Annotated in this window: 14 protein-coding genes; 10 read left to right on the top strand and 4 right to left on the bottom strand. The window is 53.5% G+C overall.

Annotated features, from left to right (window positions below; genetic code table 11):
* Positions 1 to 8: 8 nt before the first annotated feature.
* Entirely contained in the window at positions 9 to 1,121 is a 1,113-nt protein-coding gene (locus BM029_RS21785) for a glycosyltransferase family 2 protein (RefSeq protein WP_244545168.1), read from the top strand.
* 189 nt (positions 1,122 to 1,310) lie between these two features.
* On the opposite strand, the gene BM029_RS21780 is transcribed toward BM029_RS21785, so the two are convergent.
* Together BM029_RS21780 and BM029_RS21775 are read right to left on the bottom strand one after the other, a co-directional pair.
* On the bottom strand, positions 1,311 to 1,997 hold the full coding sequence (locus tag BM029_RS21780; RefSeq protein WP_244545167.1) for a response regulator: 687 nt from the start codon (positions 1,995 to 1,997) through the stop codon (positions 1,311 to 1,313).
* A gap of 12 nt (positions 1,998 to 2,009) precedes the next feature.
* Positions 2,010 to 3,857 (bottom strand): sensor histidine kinase, encoded by a 1,848-nt coding sequence (locus tag BM029_RS21775; protein ID WP_244545166.1) that lies wholly within the window; start codon positions 3,855 to 3,857, stop codon positions 2,010 to 2,012.
* 278 nt (positions 3,858 to 4,135) lie between these two features.
* Between BM029_RS21775 and BM029_RS21770 the strand changes: the two genes are divergently transcribed.
* The gene (locus BM029_RS21770; protein WP_092439652.1) at positions 4,136 to 5,128 is read left to right on the top strand and encodes a sulfonate ABC transporter substrate-binding protein; all 993 of its coding nucleotides are present in this window, start codon (positions 4,136 to 4,138) and stop codon (positions 5,126 to 5,128) included.
* Positions 5,129 to 5,471: 343 nt separating this feature from the next.
* Here the strand turns inward: BM029_RS21770 and BM029_RS21765 are convergent, their stop codons facing one another.
* The gene (locus BM029_RS21765) at positions 5,472 to 6,305 is read right to left on the bottom strand and encodes a pirin family protein (protein ID WP_092439651.1); all 834 of its coding nucleotides are present in this window, start codon (positions 6,303 to 6,305) and stop codon (positions 5,472 to 5,474) included.
* Between the two features lie 228 nt (positions 6,306 to 6,533).
* Positions 6,534 to 7,397, bottom strand: a complete 864-nt coding sequence (locus tag BM029_RS21760; protein WP_092439649.1) for a MurR/RpiR family transcriptional regulator — start codon at positions 7,395 to 7,397, stop codon at positions 6,534 to 6,536.
* A 317-nt stretch (positions 7,398 to 7,714) separates the two neighbouring features.
* Between BM029_RS21760 and BM029_RS21755 the strand changes: the two genes are divergently transcribed.
* The 8 genes from BM029_RS21755 to phaP all read left to right on the top strand — a co-directional run bounded on the left by BM029_RS21755 (position 7,715) and on the right by phaP (position 16,883).
* On the top strand, positions 7,715 to 9,193 hold the full coding sequence (locus BM029_RS21755) for an NCS1 family nucleobase:cation symporter-1 (protein ID WP_092439646.1): 1,479 nt from the start codon (positions 7,715 to 7,717) through the stop codon (positions 9,191 to 9,193).
* A 160-nt stretch (positions 9,194 to 9,353) separates the two neighbouring features.
* The gene (locus tag BM029_RS21750) at positions 9,354 to 10,088 is read left to right on the top strand and encodes an aspartate/glutamate racemase family protein (RefSeq protein WP_092439644.1); all 735 of its coding nucleotides are present in this window, start codon (positions 9,354 to 9,356) and stop codon (positions 10,086 to 10,088) included.
* Positions 10,089 to 10,156: 68 nt separating this feature from the next.
* Complete coding sequence (gene puuE / locus BM029_RS21745) at positions 10,157 to 11,104, top strand: allantoinase PuuE (RefSeq protein WP_092439642.1); 948 nt, start codon at positions 10,157 to 10,159, stop codon at positions 11,102 to 11,104.
* A complete protein-coding gene (locus tag BM029_RS21740; protein WP_092439640.1) occupies positions 11,101 to 12,363 on the top strand; it encodes an allantoate amidohydrolase in 1,263 nt (420 codons plus the stop codon). Before puuE ends, BM029_RS21740 begins: the two co-directional genes overlap by 4 nt.
* 100 nt (positions 12,364 to 12,463) lie before the next feature.
* Complete coding sequence (gene hutH / locus BM029_RS21735; RefSeq protein ID WP_092439638.1) at positions 12,464 to 14,098, top strand: HAL/PAL/TAL family ammonia-lyase; 1,635 nt, start codon at positions 12,464 to 12,466, stop codon at positions 14,096 to 14,098.
* 78 nt (positions 14,099 to 14,176) lie between these two features.
* The gene (locus BM029_RS21730; protein WP_139217312.1) at positions 14,177 to 15,283 is read left to right on the top strand and encodes a porin; all 1,107 of its coding nucleotides are present in this window, start codon (positions 14,177 to 14,179) and stop codon (positions 15,281 to 15,283) included.
* A 177-nt stretch (positions 15,284 to 15,460) separates the two neighbouring features.
* Positions 15,461 to 16,201, top strand: coding sequence for an acetoacetyl-CoA reductase (gene phbB / locus BM029_RS21725; RefSeq protein WP_092439635.1), 741 nt, complete (start codon positions 15,461 to 15,463; stop codon positions 16,199 to 16,201).
* Between the two features lie 115 nt (positions 16,202 to 16,316).
* Positions 16,317 to 16,883 carry a TIGR01841 family phasin gene (phaP, locus tag BM029_RS21720; RefSeq protein WP_092439633.1) on the top strand — a complete coding sequence of 189 codons (567 nt, stop codon included), beginning with the start codon at positions 16,317 to 16,319 and terminating at the stop codon, positions 16,881 to 16,883.
* Positions 16,884 to 17,353: the final 470 nt, after the last annotated feature.

The raw sequence follows: 17,353 nt of genomic DNA, 5'->3' as shown, positions 1-17,353 counted from the left end.
GGTAAGCAATGCTACTCGACAAAATGGAGCTAGAACAAGTTCCCCGGAGATCGTTGTCGATTGTGGTCCCGGTCTTTAACGAACAGGAAGTCTTGCCCGAATTCCACCGGCGGCTGTGCGCTGTGCTCAATACTGTAGACATGAGTAGCCAGTTCATCTACGTCAACGACGGCAGTACCGACGGCACGGTCGACGTCATCAACGAACTGCAGACGCGAGATGCGCGTGTGATGTTGGTAGACCTGAGCCGCAATTTCGGCAAGGAAATTGCGCTTACCGCCGGCCTAGATCACGCCGATAGCGATGCCGTGATCGTCATCGATGCCGATCTGCAGGATCCGCCGGAACTGATTCCCGAACTTATCGCGCAATGGCTCACCGGCTACGATGTCGTGTACGCCATGCGCACTTGCCGCGACGGCGAGGGCATGCTCAAAAAAACCACTGCGTTTTTATTTTACCGGCTGATCCAAAAAATGTGTCAGATCCGCATTCCCGAAGACACCGGCGACTATCGCTTGTTGAGTCGACGCGCGGTCGGCGCCATCGCTCAGTTGCGTGAGCAGCACCGCTTCATGAAAGGCTTGTTCACCTGGATCGGCTACCCGCAAAAGGCGGTTCCCTACCGGCGTGCGCCCCGTTTCGCGGGGACCACAAAGTGGAATTACTGGAAACTGTGGAATTTCGCGCTCGAAGGCATCACCTCTTTTACCGGCATCCCGCTCAAGGTGGCTACCTACGCCGGTTTGGTAAGCGCTGTCGGCGCTTTCGGCTATGGCTTCTACATCATCCTGCGTACGCTGATTTATGGTAATCCGGTACCGGGCTATCCATCCTTGCTGGTCGCGATCATGTTTCTCGGCGGTATGCAACTGCTGAGTATCGGCGTCATCGGGGAGTATCTCGCCCGCATGTTCGACGAAAGCAAGCATCGTCCGCTCTATTTTTTGAAGAGCGGACTGCCGTTAACCAGTTTCCAGCATCTTCAGCCAACAGCTTTGGCCGGCACTGAGCCGATCGAAGAGGACGCTGAGAAATTAGTCGGGGCGCAGGCGCGTTGTGACGAAACTACTGTGCGTCGTTTTCCTCTGGTTCATTCAATGCGAGCTTCGGCCCGTTGAGATGAACTTAAATAAACGACATAAATGCTTCATGCGATTTGGCCCGATGGGACCGAAGCTGCAACCAGATGATATTTTAAAGCGCAGCGTGTTAAAAAACATGAGATCGGGAGACGGACATATCACAACAAGGATCAACCCTGCCAAGGTGTCCTTCTGGAGTTCAGCGGGCCATCCTTTACCTTGCAATCAAGGATTGGGATTCCCCAATTGATGCTTGGTCGCATACACGTACAACTCAAGCCGATTACTCACATCCAGCTTGTGGTATATCGAGGTCAAATGGTTACACAGCGTGTGTTCAGAGATGAACAATCGCTGCGCAAGTGTTTTATTCGAAGCACCGCTGCCCTCTATAATAGTGTGAATGATTTTTTGTTCCTTGGCTGTCAGGGTTGCTTTTTTTTCCGCCTCGCAGTCAGGCTTGCGCACAGCTGCAGGGGTCATGAGTTCACCGAATACCCTGCCGAGCGCTTCACGGTCAAGCCAAAGTTCACCTCGATGGGTTTTTTCTATTGCCTTCAGTACCTGTTCCGCCGATGCATCCTTGTGCACTATCCCTCGGGCGCCGCTAAGAACAGCCATATCCAACGTCGCTTGCCGGCGTTCGCCGGTCAGGATCAATACACGTGATATGCCATTCGTTAGCAGGGCCGGAAGGATATCAAGGCCGTTTTTTCCATCCAGGTCGAGGTCCAGCAAAATGACATCCGGGACAAGTTGTTCAATTTTAGCAAGAGCTTCTTCACAACCTCGTGCGGTCCCGACTACCTCCATCCGCGGCTTTTCGCCGTCAATCAATTTACCCAATCCCCACAGCATGGTTTGATGATCGTCAATCAACATTACGCGAATGGTTTCTTTTGCCGGTTTCATGTTTTTACCTCTTCAAACGGGTATCTCGACATATACGGATGTGCCGCCGTCCGGCCCTGACTTCACGTGCGTCCTTCCGCCCAGCGCGGCAGTCCGCTCGGTAATCGACCGCGGTATGAAGTCGGCTGCCGGGAGGCCGGCGCCTTCATTCTCGATCTGAATTTTCAGCCATCCGTTTGTACAGCGGAGTTTTACGCATCCCCGTTGCGCGACGGTGTGCTTGCATATATTGCTCAATCCCTCGCGCACGACTTGTACCACCTCCGCAATCAGGCGATCGCTGACGTTGAGTTCGCCCACCATGCTGACTTCGATATCGATCCCGTAGAATTCCCTGACTTGCGCTGCCTGTTGACGCAGAACCACGAGAAATATCGGTTCGGTTTGTCCTGATGCATTTTTAAATGTTCCGGCATAGCGGCGTAAATCGCCGATGACCTGTGCCGCCATTGCCATCAATTTGTCGATATCTTCTATCAATGGGTTGTCGGCAGAAGCTTTATTCCGCAAGGCACTGAGCCCCATTTTTAAGCCGATATACGGTTGGATCGCAGTGTCGTGAATATCCAACGCAATCTTTTTCCGCTCTTGCGTGACAGCCTCCGAGGCCATCCGGTCGAGAATCTCGATGTTCTCGATGACAGGAAATGCCTGTTCAGCGATATGACTCAAAAACAGGGCGTCCGTTTTGCTGAATCTGTTCTTCCGTGAAACCACATAAATACGGCCGTCACCTTTTCGCAATGACAAGGGAACGCTAATGAAGGAATCTGTTTCCAGAAGCTCGGCTATGTTCTGGCTTGCTTCCTCATCGCGCTTGACCCATTTTCCGCTCGCACTGTCATACGTCAGGGCTCCGCCGAGAATAGGCATGGACGACCCGAGCAGGCGGGTGTATGCAACGATATGATCTTGGGGAAAAACCATGAGCTGTGATGCCGCTTCTGCACGAACTTCTACGGCATTGATCGATTGCTCCGCATCGCCTTCTTTTATCGTCCGCAATGAATAGATCGCGGAATCCTTATCCTGCATCACCAAAATACAGCTGCTGCCTTTGAAAAACGCCAATGTTTTCTTCAGGACAGAGGTAATGGTGTGATCGACCCCGAAACGAGGATTCGATAACCGGCTGACATCGCGAAGCAAGGCAATGCGGCGCTTCAGTTCTATTTTCGACTCCCCCCAGCGCGCGCTCATGTATCCGAACGTCAGCAAGAAGGTGGTGCGCAACAATAACCGAGGAAGATCTTGTCCGGCCTCGGAGATCAAGCCGGTTAGGGTAAGCATTAGTGCTGAAGCAATGGCAATTCGCGCGCCTTCTTCGAAGCCCCAGCGAAAAGATGCCGTGAGAATGGCGAAAAAGAAGAACAGGGAGAAAAAGCTGTTGATGCCGCCAGTGAACAAAACGATCAGTGCATACCAGCAGATATCCAGCCAGTGGACGCGCTTACTTTGCGAGAATGGCAGGTTAAGCAGCGAAAAAATGTAAATGGCAACGCTGTGAAGGATATAGCCGGAAAAGACGAACCAAGTGAAATGATTAACGCCGCTTAAGCCGGAGGGGTCGACAAAAATCGCCAGTAAACCCGAAACAGCCAAGACCAGCCGCATCCGGGCAACCATCAGCGCATCGGCGGCATCTGTGGTCAGACTTGCCGCGATTTCATTTTGTTCGTCCAGCTTGGATGCCGGCATAGTGTTTTCGCGCCAAGACATTGACGTGATCCTCTCCCTTTGTTTCCTTGCGCGCTCCTTGTTTATCGGATGTGCCAATTGGGTGCGCTTATAACTGGAAACCACCAAATAAAATAATGTCTTCTGGCAATGTTTCTGTGTTTGTAATTTTTTGTTAAACATTGTTGGTGTCGATTTATATATTGCACATTTCTTGTGGGATAGTCAATGTAACGATGGGGTATTTGGAGATCGGTGTTGCGCCGAAGCGAAAACGGCTAAAGAGGGATTCCTGGTAGTTAATCGGGACGTGTTGTCGACTAACGTCATTTATGTGAAAACCGCATATGCATGGAAGTTATGATTACTTTCAAGAAACTGGTCGTCTTCGTATACTCGCGTTTGCCTGATACCCATCCGGGTCCTGCCACCAACAATCACCAATAGCCAGGGAAGACAACATGAGCATCGCGCATGGAAAGAACAAGAGCAAGCCGAACCTCAGCGTCTCCGGCAAACGCCGCCAGCTGTTACAAGCCGGCCTGAGCCTTGCTGCAGTCGCTTTGTCGCCATTGCTGGCGCATGCGGCACAGCGGGAATTCCGGATCGGCCATCAGAAAGGCTTGTTAAGCCTGCTCAAGAAGCGCGGTACCCTGGAAAAGCGGCTGGCGCCACTGGGCGTGACGATCAAGTGGATAGAGTTCTCTGCCGGACCGGTGCAGCTTGAAGCGCTCAACGTCGGCTCCATCGATTTCGGCGATGTCGGTGAGGCGCCGCCAATCTTTGCGCAGGCCAATGGCACGCCCATCGTCTATGTCGCCGCGACTGTGCCGCGCCCGGCAGTGGAAGGCATCCTGGTTCGAGGCGATTCTGCCATCAAGACCGTGGCCGAACTGAAGGGCAAAAAGATCGCCCTGAACAAGGGTTCGAATGTGCATTATTTCCTGGTCAAGCTGCTGGAAAAATCCGGCCTGAACTATGGCGACGTCACTCCGGTCTGGCTGTCGCCGGCAGATGCGCGGGCAGCATTTGAAAAAGGCGTGATAGATGCCTGGGCGATCTGGGAGCCGTTTCTGGCTGCAGCGGAACAAACCTTATCGGCGCGCATCCTGGCCGATGCCACCGGCGTGGTCAAGAATCGCGCCTATTACTTTTCTTCAAAAGACTATGCGCTCAAGAATGCCGATGTGCTGAGCATTGCGATTGATGAGTTGAACAAGATCGACGTCTGGGGAAACGCCAATCGCAATGAACTGTCGGCCGAACTGGCAGCGGTGTGGGGCATACCGAAACCCGTCGTCGATGTGCTGGTCAAGCGCTCGTCATTCGGTACCGAGCCGATCAGCAAATCAATCCTGGCTGAACAGCAGGTCATCGCTGATACTTTCTTCGATCTGAAACTGATCCCGAAGAAAATCGACGTGCGCGAGGCGGGGCCGGCATCGTTGAGTTGATAACGAAAGATGCGTTATCCGTTAGTTATCCGTTAATGATAAAGCGTCACCGCCACTGGTATAGGGCCGATTGGCAGGTTGACGGTCTTCATGTCGCCCGGACAAGCGGTTTCACTTTGTTGCGGATAGAACTGGCTGATATTGGAAATACTTGCCGGGATGCCTTGATATTTTGTTGGTGCAAAAGGTATTTTTAGAAAAAATGTTGTATTTATGCTGCTTTACGGCAGAGAGCCGGATGTTTCTTTTTGATGGTATTTGACTAAGCTGAGTACGTCGCGTTTCCCCGACATTGCTGCAGAATGCGGGTTCAGATAGCGTGGCTATCGTGGTAACGGATATCTCAGAACGGAACGCCGTCCAGGGTTCCCATTTTGCCGCTGACGAAATCCCGCTTTGCTTGCGCCAGGCGTTCTGGCGTATCCATTACGAACGGGCCGGAGAACAAGATCGCACCTTCTACCGGCGCGCTGCCCAACAGGATCACGTCGGATGGCCCGCTTCCTGTCGCGGTGATGTTGACGTGCTCGCCCGGTGTAAGCAGGGCCAGCTTGCCGGGATCAATGACAGCGCCGCCACTATTGACTTGTCCGTCCATGACATACAGCCCCAGTTCGGCGGTGCCGTCTACCGGCAACGAAACGGTGGCGCCGGGCGCCAGCCGTATGTGTGCAAGGGTGGTGGGTGAGGCAAGCCGCATCGGACCTTCCAGGTTATCCACCCGGCCGGCCATTACCTTCAGCTGCACGCCCTCGCGCACCAGCGACGGGATGTCTGCCGCGCGAAATGACGCGTAGCTTGGCTCGGCCAGCTTCTGCTCAGGCGGCAGAGTGGTCCAGAGTTGCAGCCCGTGCCGTCCGCCTTGCGGCTGCTCGGCGTGGATGATGCCGCGCCCTGCGCGTATGCATTGCGCATCGCCGGGGCCGAGGCGGTCGGTCATGCCCATGCTGTCGCGATGCTCGACGCCGCCTTCCAGCAGGTAGCTCAAGACTTCAATTCCAGCGTGCGGGTGTGGTTTGTCGCCGATGCCACGTTGGCTTTTGTGCCGATAGTGATCGATGAAGATAAAAGGCCCCAGATGATTGTGTTCTTCCAAAGGCAGTGCCCGCCATAACAGCATGTCGCCATCGTCGATCACTCGATGGCCTGGCAGCAGGGCAGCAATAGTACGTTCCATGGCGTATGTCCCAGGCTAAAGTGTTCCGAATCCGGCGCCTTGCTTGTACTTGTGCTTATGGGCCGGTGCGTGCGTCAGTTGGCTGCGCGCGTTGTTCCGGTAATGTGCAACGCGCCGATCTCATCATGCACTTTAATATATATCAAGGCGGTATCTGCCGTCTCGCAGACGATGACGTAGCTTCGAGCCAGGAGGGCATAGGGTTCGGATGCAGTTGGGATGTTGAATTCACAGCTCCCTTAATGCTGCGTGCAACTCTTCAATTTTTACTAATCGCTGCCGGCCGGAAGTGCCGACCTTTTCAATTACCTGTGCCGACAAAACGTGGCAAAGCGCCATTACTGCGGTGTGGTTGTCGAGCGGTATCGGGCTTTTCGTATCGCATTTGAGTACCCAGTCCGCTCCCAGGTCGCCACGGTTGGAAGAGTCTGTGATTAGCAGCGTTTTTACGCCGAAACTGCTAACCGCCGCGATCAAGTCGGCAAGCAACGGGTTACGTCGTCGCAATCCAAAGACGATGAACAAATCTTCAGGCTCCAGGCCGACCAGATATTCTGCGATCGTTTCTCCTGACACCGGCAACACATAAACGTTGTTGCGGAACTGAATGAATTGCCAGCGCAGGTAGGAGGCAAAAAAATAATTGTTACGCTGCCCGAAAATCCTCACCTGGCGAGCCTTGGCGATTTTCTTGCCAACTTCATTGATTAGAGCGGGAGATATTCCGGCAAACGTACCGCGAATGTTCTGTGTGCTGGAGGCGATATGTTGCTCATACAAGTCGGCGCCATCTTTAGCGGTGCTTTGTTCCGGCCGGTCCAGCAGGTAAAGCGGTGAACCCCAATCCTGCCCCTGTCGGGCCAGGCGTCGCATCTGATCGTAATTTTGATAGCCAAGACGCTGCACCAGCCGCGTCATCGTGGCATTGGACACTCCGGCCATTTTTGAAATTTCAGACGCCGAGTAGCTAGCCATGTGGCCAGGCGACTCCAGGATCATGTCGGCCAGGCGCTTTTCAGCTTGCGGCAGTTGACCGAGATGTTGCTGGATACGCGTCGACAGCGCAGCTGCGGAAGATGTTGTTTTAGTCATGAGTTACAACTATGAAATGCCGAGTGAAAAATTATTTTACACGATGTGAAAAAAAGATTTGACACGGGATGAAAAAAGATTTTCAATGAGTTGTTCGTGAAAATAAATTACCATAAAAAAGAATTGCCAAAGCGAGGTAGCGGTAGTGGTTCTTTATCCATCACTTCCGATTTAAGCGGTAGGCAACGAATAAGCTCTAAGTAACGCATGCGTCTTGCCACATTCAGCGAAAGACTGAAAAGCGTAGGCGCATAAAACGAATCACCTTGCTTATAAAACAATAAAGCTTGGCAATGTTCAAACCTTAGGAGACAAAGATGGAAAAGCACAATGCAGTGATCAAGCCGTCGTATGACGACCGACTTACAAATGAAGATTTGGCGCCACTGAAAAAGCAGACTTGGGGCACTTACAATTTTTTTGCGTTCTGGATGTCCGATGTACATAGCGTGGGTGGCTACGTGACCGCGGGCAGCCTGTTTGCCTTGGGACTCAGTAGCTGGCAGGTGCTGGTTGCGTTGCTGGTCGGCATCATGATCGTCCAGTTCTTTACCAATCTCGTAGCAAAACCCAGCCAGGTGACAAGCGCACCTTATCCGGTGATTTGCCGTACCACATTCGGCGTACTTGGCGCCAATATCCCGGCGATTATCCGAGGATTGATTGCCGTAGCCTGGTACGGGATCCAAACCTTTCTTGCATCAAGTGCTTTCCTGTTGATCGTACTCAAATTCTTCCCTCAACTGGCTCCCTACGCTGACGTCAAGCAATATGGATTTGTCGGATTGTCCGCTCTGGGCTGGGTAGGGTTCATGGTGATGTGGGTATTGCAAGCTATCGTGTTCTGGACCGGCATGGACAGCATCCGCAAGTTTATAGACTGGGCTGGCCCGGCGGTTTATGTCGTCATGATCATGCTTGCGATCTGGCTTATAGCGAAGGCAGGCTGGAGCAACATCGACCTGAATCTGGGCGGTGTCAAATACAGCGGCCTGGCAGTCATTCCAGTGATGATTAACGCAGTCGCGCTGGTAGTTTCTTATTTCTCCGGCCCGATGCTGAACTTCGGCGACTTTTCTCGCTACGGCAAGGATTACAAGGCAGTCAAAAAAGGCAACTTCTGGGGATTGCCGGTCAATTTTCTCGGCTTCTCGTTGCTGACAGTGGTCTGTATTGCTGCGACGCTGCCAGTATTCGGCAAGTTGATCACCGATCCGGTGGCAATGGTCAGCCACATTGACAGTACTTTTGCGGTGGTATTGGGTGCTCTGACTTTCATGATTGCCACTGTCGGCATCAACATCGTCGCCAACTTCGTCTCGCCGGCTTTTGATTTTTCGAACGTCGCGCCGAAGCTGATCAGCTGGCGCATGGGTGGCATGATCGCGGCAGTGGGTTCCATCTTTATCACACCGTGGAACCTGTTTAACAATCCACACGTTATCCATTACACGCTGGATGTCCTCGGTTCTTTCATCGGCCCTCTGTTCGGCATCCTGATCGCCGATTTCTATCTGGTGAAGAAGCAACGTGTGATCGTCGATGATTTGTATACGATGGATCGCAAGGGTGCTTACTGGTATAGCCACGGTTACAACCCCAAAGCCATCATGGCACTGATTCCATCCGCAATTATTCCGATTATGTGTGTGCTGATTCCATCCCTCGGCGGATTGGCTAATTTCACCTGGTTCATTGGCATGGGCTGTGGCCTGGCAATTTATTGGGGTCTCAATGCCAAGCAGCGCGCACCGGTCACCAGCCGACTTGCAGGCGGCGTGACGGATTCACTGTAGAACCACGATCGACCGTGCGCGGCTGATTATGCCGCGCGCACGAGGTGTTTCTACAAAGTGTTTCTGAATCAGACGCGATTGTCGACTGCCACATTTAGTGCATCGACTGCCGCCGCTATTCTTCCCGGCGGTGAGTCACCTAAATTATTCAGGTTCAAATATGAAAATTAAAATCATCAATCCAAATACGACCTGGAGCATGACCGAGAAAATCGGCCATAGCGCCCGTCAAGTGGCTGCCGCCGGTACGGAAATCGTGGCGGTCAGTCCGAGCATGGGGCCGGCATCCATCGAAAGCTATTACGACGAGGCGCTGAGCGTGCCTGGCATTCTCGATGAAATCCGGCTGGGCGAGGCCGATGGTGTCGATGGTTATGTGATTGCCTGCTTCGGCGACCCGGGGCTATATGCCGCACGTGAAGCGGCGCGCGGTCCCGTGATCGGTATCGCTGAAGCAGCGATGCATGCAGCGAGCCTGATCGGCACCGGATTCAGTGTGGTCACCACGCTGGAGCGGACCTGTGGAATCGCGTGGCATCTTGCTGAAATCTATGGCATGAGCCGCTTCTGTCGCAAGGTACGGGCATGCGAGCTATGCGTGCTTGATCTGGAAAAGCCCGGTTCGGACGCCTATCGCATCATTGTCGACGAATGCCGTCGTGCGATGGAGGAAGACAAAGCCGACAGCATAGTTCTCGGTTGCGCTGGCATGTCCGACCTTTGTGAAGCGATCGGGAAGGAGCTTGGCATCACTGTAATCGATGGTGTGACGGTGGCAGTGAAGCTGGTGGAAAGCCTGGTTCAACTTGGCCTGAGAACCAGCAAGCGCGGCGACTGGGCTACACCGCCATCGAAGTCATATACGGGTTTGCTGGAAAATTTCTCACGCAGTTAAGCATCAGGCACCAGGTTTTCAGCTGACTACTTTTGTTTTGCAAGCCATTTAAATTTTAAGTGATATTGATGATTACAGATAATTATCCACGCGACCTGATCGGTTATGGCCGCACTCCACCGAATCCGCAATGGCCAGGCAATGCCAGGGTTGCGCTGCAATTCGTCCTGAACTATGAGGAAGGCGGAGAAAATTGCGTGCTGCATGGTGATCGCACTTCTGAACAGTTCCTGTCTGAAATTGTGGGCGGGGCCGTGTATGAAGACCGGCACATGAGCATGGAAAGCATCTACGAATATGGCTCTCGTGCCGGGGTATGGCGGATTTTGAAGGAGTTCGAGCGGCGCGGTTTGCCAATGACCATTTTTGGCGTGTCGATGGCGCTGGAACGACATCCGGAGCTGACCCAAACCTTTGTCGATCTGGGGCATGAAATTTGCTGCCACGGCTTACGCTGGATCCATTACCAGAATTTCGACGAAGCTACCGAACGCGAGCATATGCGCATGGGCATGGAAATCATCAAAAAATTGACCGGAGCGGCGCCGCTTGGCTGGTACACCGGGCGCGATTCGCCGAACACCAGGAAACTGGTGGTGGAGCACGGCGGTTTTCTGTACGACTCCGATTATTACGGCGACGATTTGCCGTTCTGGACCGACGTCAAACTCAGCGATGGCGGCAGCAAACCACATCTGGTCATTCCTTATACGCTCGATACCAACGACATGCGTTTTGCCACGGTGGCCGGATTCAATAATGGCGATCAGTTCTTTCAATATTTAAAAGATGCTTTCGATGTGCTTTATGCCGAAGGTGAAACCGAACCGAAAATGATGTCCATCGGCATGCACTGCCGCTTGCTTGGGCGTCCCGGCCGGATGCGTTCGCTGCAGCGTTTCCTGGATTACGTGCAGGCACACGATCAGGTCTGGATCTGTCACCGCAGTGATATCGCGCGTCATTGGATCAATACATTTCCCCCAGCTAACCTGATGTCGGAGGCCCCAAAATGAGTACGTTATCGTCTAACTCGGCACTAGAGTATCCGAACGAAATCGGCCAATGCATTATGTCCGACGCCCAGGCGCTGGCCGTCCATACAGAAACCGCGGGCATGATGACCCGCACCTATCTGACGCCGGCCCACCACGGTGCTGCGGCGCAGCTGGCCGACTGGATGTGCGCAGCGGGTATGAGCGTACGACGCGATGCGGCCGGCAATGTCATCGGACGTTATGAAGGCCTGACGCCAGGCGCCCCCGCGCTTTTGACCGGATCGCACTTTGACTCTGTACGCAACGGCGGCATTTTCGATGGCAATCTGGGCGTCCTGCTGCCGATAGCCTGCGTTCAGCGATGGAATGCCGAAGGCAAGCGCTTCCCGTTTGCACTTGAAGTCATCGGTTTCGCCGAAGAGGAGGGCGTGCGCTTCAAAGCGACCCTGCTCGGCAGCCGTGCGGCGGCCGGCACCTTCGATATGGCGGTGCTGGATAACCGTGATGAAGATGGTCACACAATGCGGGAAGTGATGGCGGCGTCAGGTTTCCATACGGTCGGCCTGGCGAAAGCGGCTTATGCACCTGAATCGGTACTGGCTTTTGTCGAAGTCCATATCGAGCAGGGTCCAATGTTGCTTAGCGAAGACCTGCCGGTGGGAATCGTAACCGCGATCTCCGGCGCCTCGCGCTTCATGGTCGAGATTGAAGGCCTGGCCGGCCATGCTGGCACCGTGCCGATGGACATGCGTCGCGACGCCGCCATGGCAGCAGCGGAAATCGGCTTGTACATAGAACGGCGTTGCAGCGGAACACCCGGACTGGTTGGCACGGTCGGCCAGTTTAATGTGCCGAATGGTGCTGCGAATGTGGTTCCGGGCAAGGCGATTTTTTCGATAGATATCCGTGCTGGGGAGGATACGGTGCGTCGGCGTGCGACGACCGACGTTCTGGCTGAAATCGAAAAGATCGGACAACGCCGTAACGTGATCATCCAGACCCGCAAGACGCACGAGGCGCCTAGCGTCCCTTGCGCTCCGTGGCTGCAAGCGCAACTGGCAGCGGCGGTCGAGCGTTGCGGAACGCCGGTGCGGTATCTGCCATCCGGCGCCGGGCATGACGCCATGGCGATGGCTGCAATCGCAGATGTCGCGATGCTGTTTGTGCGTTGTGGCAACGGCGGCATCTCTCATCATCCGCTAGAGACCATGACAGTAGAAGACGCAGAAACGGCTGCCAACGTCTTCACCAATTTTGTAGAAAATTTTAAAAAATGACTGTGGCGCTCAGTGTTGGTGTCAGAACAGCGATACCTCACGCGGTTGCGCAGGTGGTTGTGATCGCAACCCGCCATACAACTTCTGAACTGAAAAGAAAATGACGAAAACAAATATCTCCATCGACGGCTTCAACCTGACCGCGCAACAAGTAGTCGACGTCGCCCGCGCGCCACATCTGCCGGTGACGCTGGCCGACTCTTCACGCGCTGCCTTGAAAGAAAGCCGCGACTATATCGAATCGACCTGGATGCACGATGAAGCGCCGATGATGTACAGCTTCAACACCGGCGTCGGTTTGTTGAAAGACACCCGCATCAAGGTTGAAAATATCGAGTTGTTCCAGACCCAGATGATCAAGGCGCATTGCGTCGGCATGGGGGAACCGTTCTCGGAAGAAGTCAGCCGCGCCACCATGCTGCTGCGCGCCAATGCATTTGCCAGCAACTATTCGGCGCCACGGGTCGAAGTAGTCGACCGCCTGCTGGCGTTCCTGAATGCCGGCATCCATCCGATCATGCCGCAAAAAGGTTCGGTCGGCGCTTCCGGCGATCTGGCGCCATTGTCTTACCTGGCGGCGGCGATTGCCGGTTTTGATGAAGCTGAAGTGATGTATCAAGGCCAGCGCATGAGCGCGCCGCAAGCGATCACCAAGGCTGGCGTCGGTCCGGTCAAGTTCGATCTGAAAGCCAAGGATGCCTCGGCCCTGATCAACGGTTGTACCGTTTCGCTGGCGGTGGCAGTGCTGGTCGCGCATGATTCACGCAATCTGCTGAGCGATGCCTGCCTGTCGCTGGGCCTGACTTTGGAGGCGATGCGCGCTGAAATGGCCGCTTTCGATCACCGTATCCAGCAAGCCCGCCCGCATCCTGGCCAGATCAAGACTGCCGCCATCATCCGCAATCTGCTGTCCGGTTCGACCCGTACCACGCATGAAGCGCGCGCCGTGCAGTTTCCGGAAGAAACGCGCCGTACCGATATCCCTTACAGCTCGCGTATCCAGGATGTGTACTCGCTGCGTTGCGCGCCGCAGGTTTATGGCCCGGTATTCGATGCGCTGGACTATATCGATAATATCGTCGACAAGGAAATCAACTCCGCGACCGATAATCCGCTGATCTTTGATAAAGAAGGCGGCGGCTTCGAAATCATTTCCGGCGGTAATTTCCACGGCCAATACCTGGCGCAAGCGATGGATCTGCTGGCGATGGCGATCACCGATCTGGGTAGCATCTGCGAACGCCGTGTCGCACGTCTGATCGATCCGACTTTGTCGTGGGGCTTGCCACGCAATCTGATGAGCGGTGTGCGTGGCGTCAATACCGGTTATCCGGTGGTGCAATGCTCACTGAGCTCGCTGGTGATGGAAAACCGCACCCTGTGCATGCCGGGTAGCGTCGACAGCATTCCGGCCAAGGGCAATAGCGAAGACCACGTCTCGAACTCGACCTGGTGTGCGCGTAAGGCGGCAACCGTGGTGGCCAATACGCAATACATCATCGGCGTTGAGATGCTGCTGGCGGCGCAGGCATTGACCATGACGGAAGATCTGTTGCCAGGTTTCGTGCTGGGTAAGGGTACGCAAGCGGCGTATCAGGAAATCCGTCGTCAGATTCCGGCTTGCCTGGAAGGCGATCGCTGGTTCCACAACGATATCGTGGTGGCGCAATCGTTCGTGGTCAGCGGTTCGGTGAGGACGGCTGTAGAAAAGAGCATTGGCAAATTCACTCAATGAAACTGAGATAGGGGACTCTCAATAAGTTAAAGATTTTCGGACGCGCTACATAAAAATTCAAAAGCAATTTATTGCGATTTGATAAAAAAATTCAAGGGGACAGTAGTGAAAAAAAGAATCAAACGCAGTATGGCGGGAGCACTATTCGGTGCTGCTGCCTGCCCGGTAATGGCACAGACGACCGTTGCGGTATCGGGTGTTATCGATACTGGCCTGAGTTATGTTAACCATGTCGGCGACGGTACACAATCCAAGCTATCCGCGGTGAATAGTATTTTGGGTGTTTCCAATATCGGCTTCCGGGGCAAGGAAGACCTCGGCAATGGCCTGAACGCGATCTTCAATTTGCAAGCTGGTTTCAACCCGACCAACGGTTCGCAGTCTGCCACAGGCCAGCTTTTTTCACGTAACGCCTATGTCGGACTGGATGGCGGATTTGGCGCCTTGACTGTAGGTAAACAATGGAATTTCAACGACGACTGGCTGGTCGGGAATGTGTTTTTGGGCGGATACAACTCCGGGGCGGTCTTCAAATTCTCCGAGTTTGATGCGGTCAGCGAAATTTATAACAACATCATCAAATATGTAACGCCGACAGTCAAGGGCTTGAAGGCCGGCTTGATGTATTCGGCAGGTGAAGTTGCAGACAATACTTCCGCCGGGAGCGTGTATAACGCCGCAGTCCAGTACACCCAAGGACCGTTCTATTTTGCGCTAACCTATGACAATGAAAAGGATGGGGCTGCGACGAATAACACCGGCAATACCTATAAACTGATAACGCTGGGAGGTAGCTACACCTTCGGTCTGGCGAGGGTCAGGTTAGGATATGCCAATAGCCATATTGGCGGGCCAGGCACGTTCCAGTCAATTTCCAGCCTTGGCGCGAGAAAGGCCAATGCCGTCGAACTCGGCTTGGACTATATCGTAACACCGGTCTTTACAGCTTCTGCCGATGTTCTGTACCGCAAAAACACGACGCTTTCGAATAACAGCAAGGTTTATCGTTTGCTGGGTGTATATAGTCTTTCCAAACGTACCAGCCTGATCGCTAACCTGGCCTATCTGAACAATGCAGATGGCGCCTCGGAAACGTTGGTCAATGCAGATTCGGGCGCAGTTGGCGGCGGCTTTGCAAACCAGAATCAGACCGAGGTTACGCTAGGTATTCGCCATACGTTTTAATTCAAGCCAAGTGACCCCATCGTTACAAATTTCCCTTCTCGCCGCTGCATCGTGTCATACGGATGTAATGTGTCACGGCCATACTAAAACCCGTCTGTTTAGTTCGCACCTCCGGGTGTTTAGTAGGCGGCGCCATTTTCAACAGCATCACAAAACAAGACATTAGGAGGCAGCAACGTGGCAAGACTTGCATTAGTGACTGGCGGCATGGGCGGTTTAGGTGAAGCCGTATGCATCAAGCTGGCAGCGCTGGGATATCGGGTAATCACGACCTATTCGCCAGGCAATACCAAAGCCAACGAATGGCTGGTAGCGATGGACCGACAAGGTTACCAGTTTCGCGCCTATCCTTGCGACGTGGCTGACTACGAGTCGGCCAGGGAATGCATCCGCACCATCGAGACGGAAATCGGCCCGGTCGATGTGCTGGTCAACAACGCCGGTATCACGCGCGACATGACCTTCAAGAAAATGGAAAAGACCGACTGGGATGCTGTGATGCACACCAACCTCGATTCTGTATTCAACATGACCAAGCCTGTATGCGATGGCATGGTCGAGCGCGGCTGGGGACGCATTATCAATATCTCGTCGGTTAATGGGCAAAAAGGTGCGTTTGGGCAAAGCAACTATGCGGCGGCCAAGGCCGGCATGCATGGATTTACCAAAGCATTGGCGCTGGAAGTAGCGCGCAAGGGTGTGACGGTGAACACTATTTCGCCCGGGTATATCGGGACCAAGATGGTGATGGCGATTGCACAGGACGTGCTCGACAGCAAGATTATTCCGCAAATTCCAATGGGGCGCCTGGGAAAGCCAGAGGAAGTCGCGGGTTTGGTCGCCTATCTTGCAGCAGATGAGGCCGCGTTTGTGACGGGGGCGAATATCGCCATCAATGGCGGCCAACATATGTCCTAAGGTGCGTACTGATTGTAGTTATACATGGCTGCAACGCACTTTAATTGTTGCTGTGCCCAATATTGGTCGCAGCTGGTATGAAGTAAGTATCTATTGAACCTCAAGGAAAAAAACCATGTTTTCAATGTCAGAACAATTTTCGACCGCTATCAAGGCAAACTTCGAAGCCCAACTCGCCATGATCAATGCGCTGACCGGCACAGCGCTCGAAGGCGTCACAAAAGTGATCGAATTGAACCTCGGTGCCGCTAAAGCTTCGGCGGCAGAGTCCGCTGTTGCAGCCAAGCAACTGCTCTCCGCCAAAGACCCGCAGGAATTTTTCGCGCTGAGCGCAGCACAAGCGCAGCCGAATACGGAAAAAGCGATGGCCTATGGTCGTCACCTGGCTGCTATTGCCTCCGGTACCCAAGCTGAGTTCACTAAAACTACTGAAGCCCAAATTGCCAATGCCCATGGCAAGGTAATAGGATTGTTGAACGAAGTCGCAAAAAATGCACCGGCCGGTTCTGAAAGCGCGGTAGCAATACTGAAATCAGCCTTTGATAATGCCAACGCCGGCTACGAGCAATTGACCAAGACCGCCAAACAAGCGGCGGAAGCGCTGGAAACCAACCTGACTACGGTCACCAGCCAGTTTTCGCAAGCGGCAGAAAAAACTGTCAAGCAGGCCGACAAGAAATAATAAAGCTTTTACGTGACGGATTTTGATGGGCCGCTTAGCGGCCCATTTTTTATGTCCAGGAAAAAAATAAATGGGTTTTTGAAAAAAATACTTGCAAGCCGAGTATGCCCTTGCTATAGTTCGCCTCCCCGCTGCAGACAAGACCGGAAATAACGGATCTTCAAGGCGGTGGATGCTGACAAACAAAACGATTTGACAGCGACGCGAACCGGGGTTCTGGTGACGCGAAGTAGAAGGTTCTTTAACAATTAACAGTCGATAAGTGTGGGCGTTTGATGGAAGTGCAGCGTTGTTGATGTAAGTGGCTGGCGTATAACTTAAAACATTAAATGTTCACAAAAGAAGAAAATAGGCGCTTTCGAGAGAAAGTGGCCTGTCAGTATTTTGAGTGAGCGATAGCAGAGATGCTAGGCAGCAATGCCACAAAACAGAGATTGAACTGAAGAGTTTGATCCTGGCTCAGATTGAAC

This window comes from Collimonas sp. OK607, assembly GCF_900111995.1.
Classification (GTDB): domain Bacteria; phylum Pseudomonadota; class Gammaproteobacteria; order Burkholderiales; family Burkholderiaceae_D; genus Collimonas.
The sequence above is the reverse complement of the archived record's forward strand: the minus strand, read 5'-3'. Positions and strand labels throughout refer to the sequence as shown.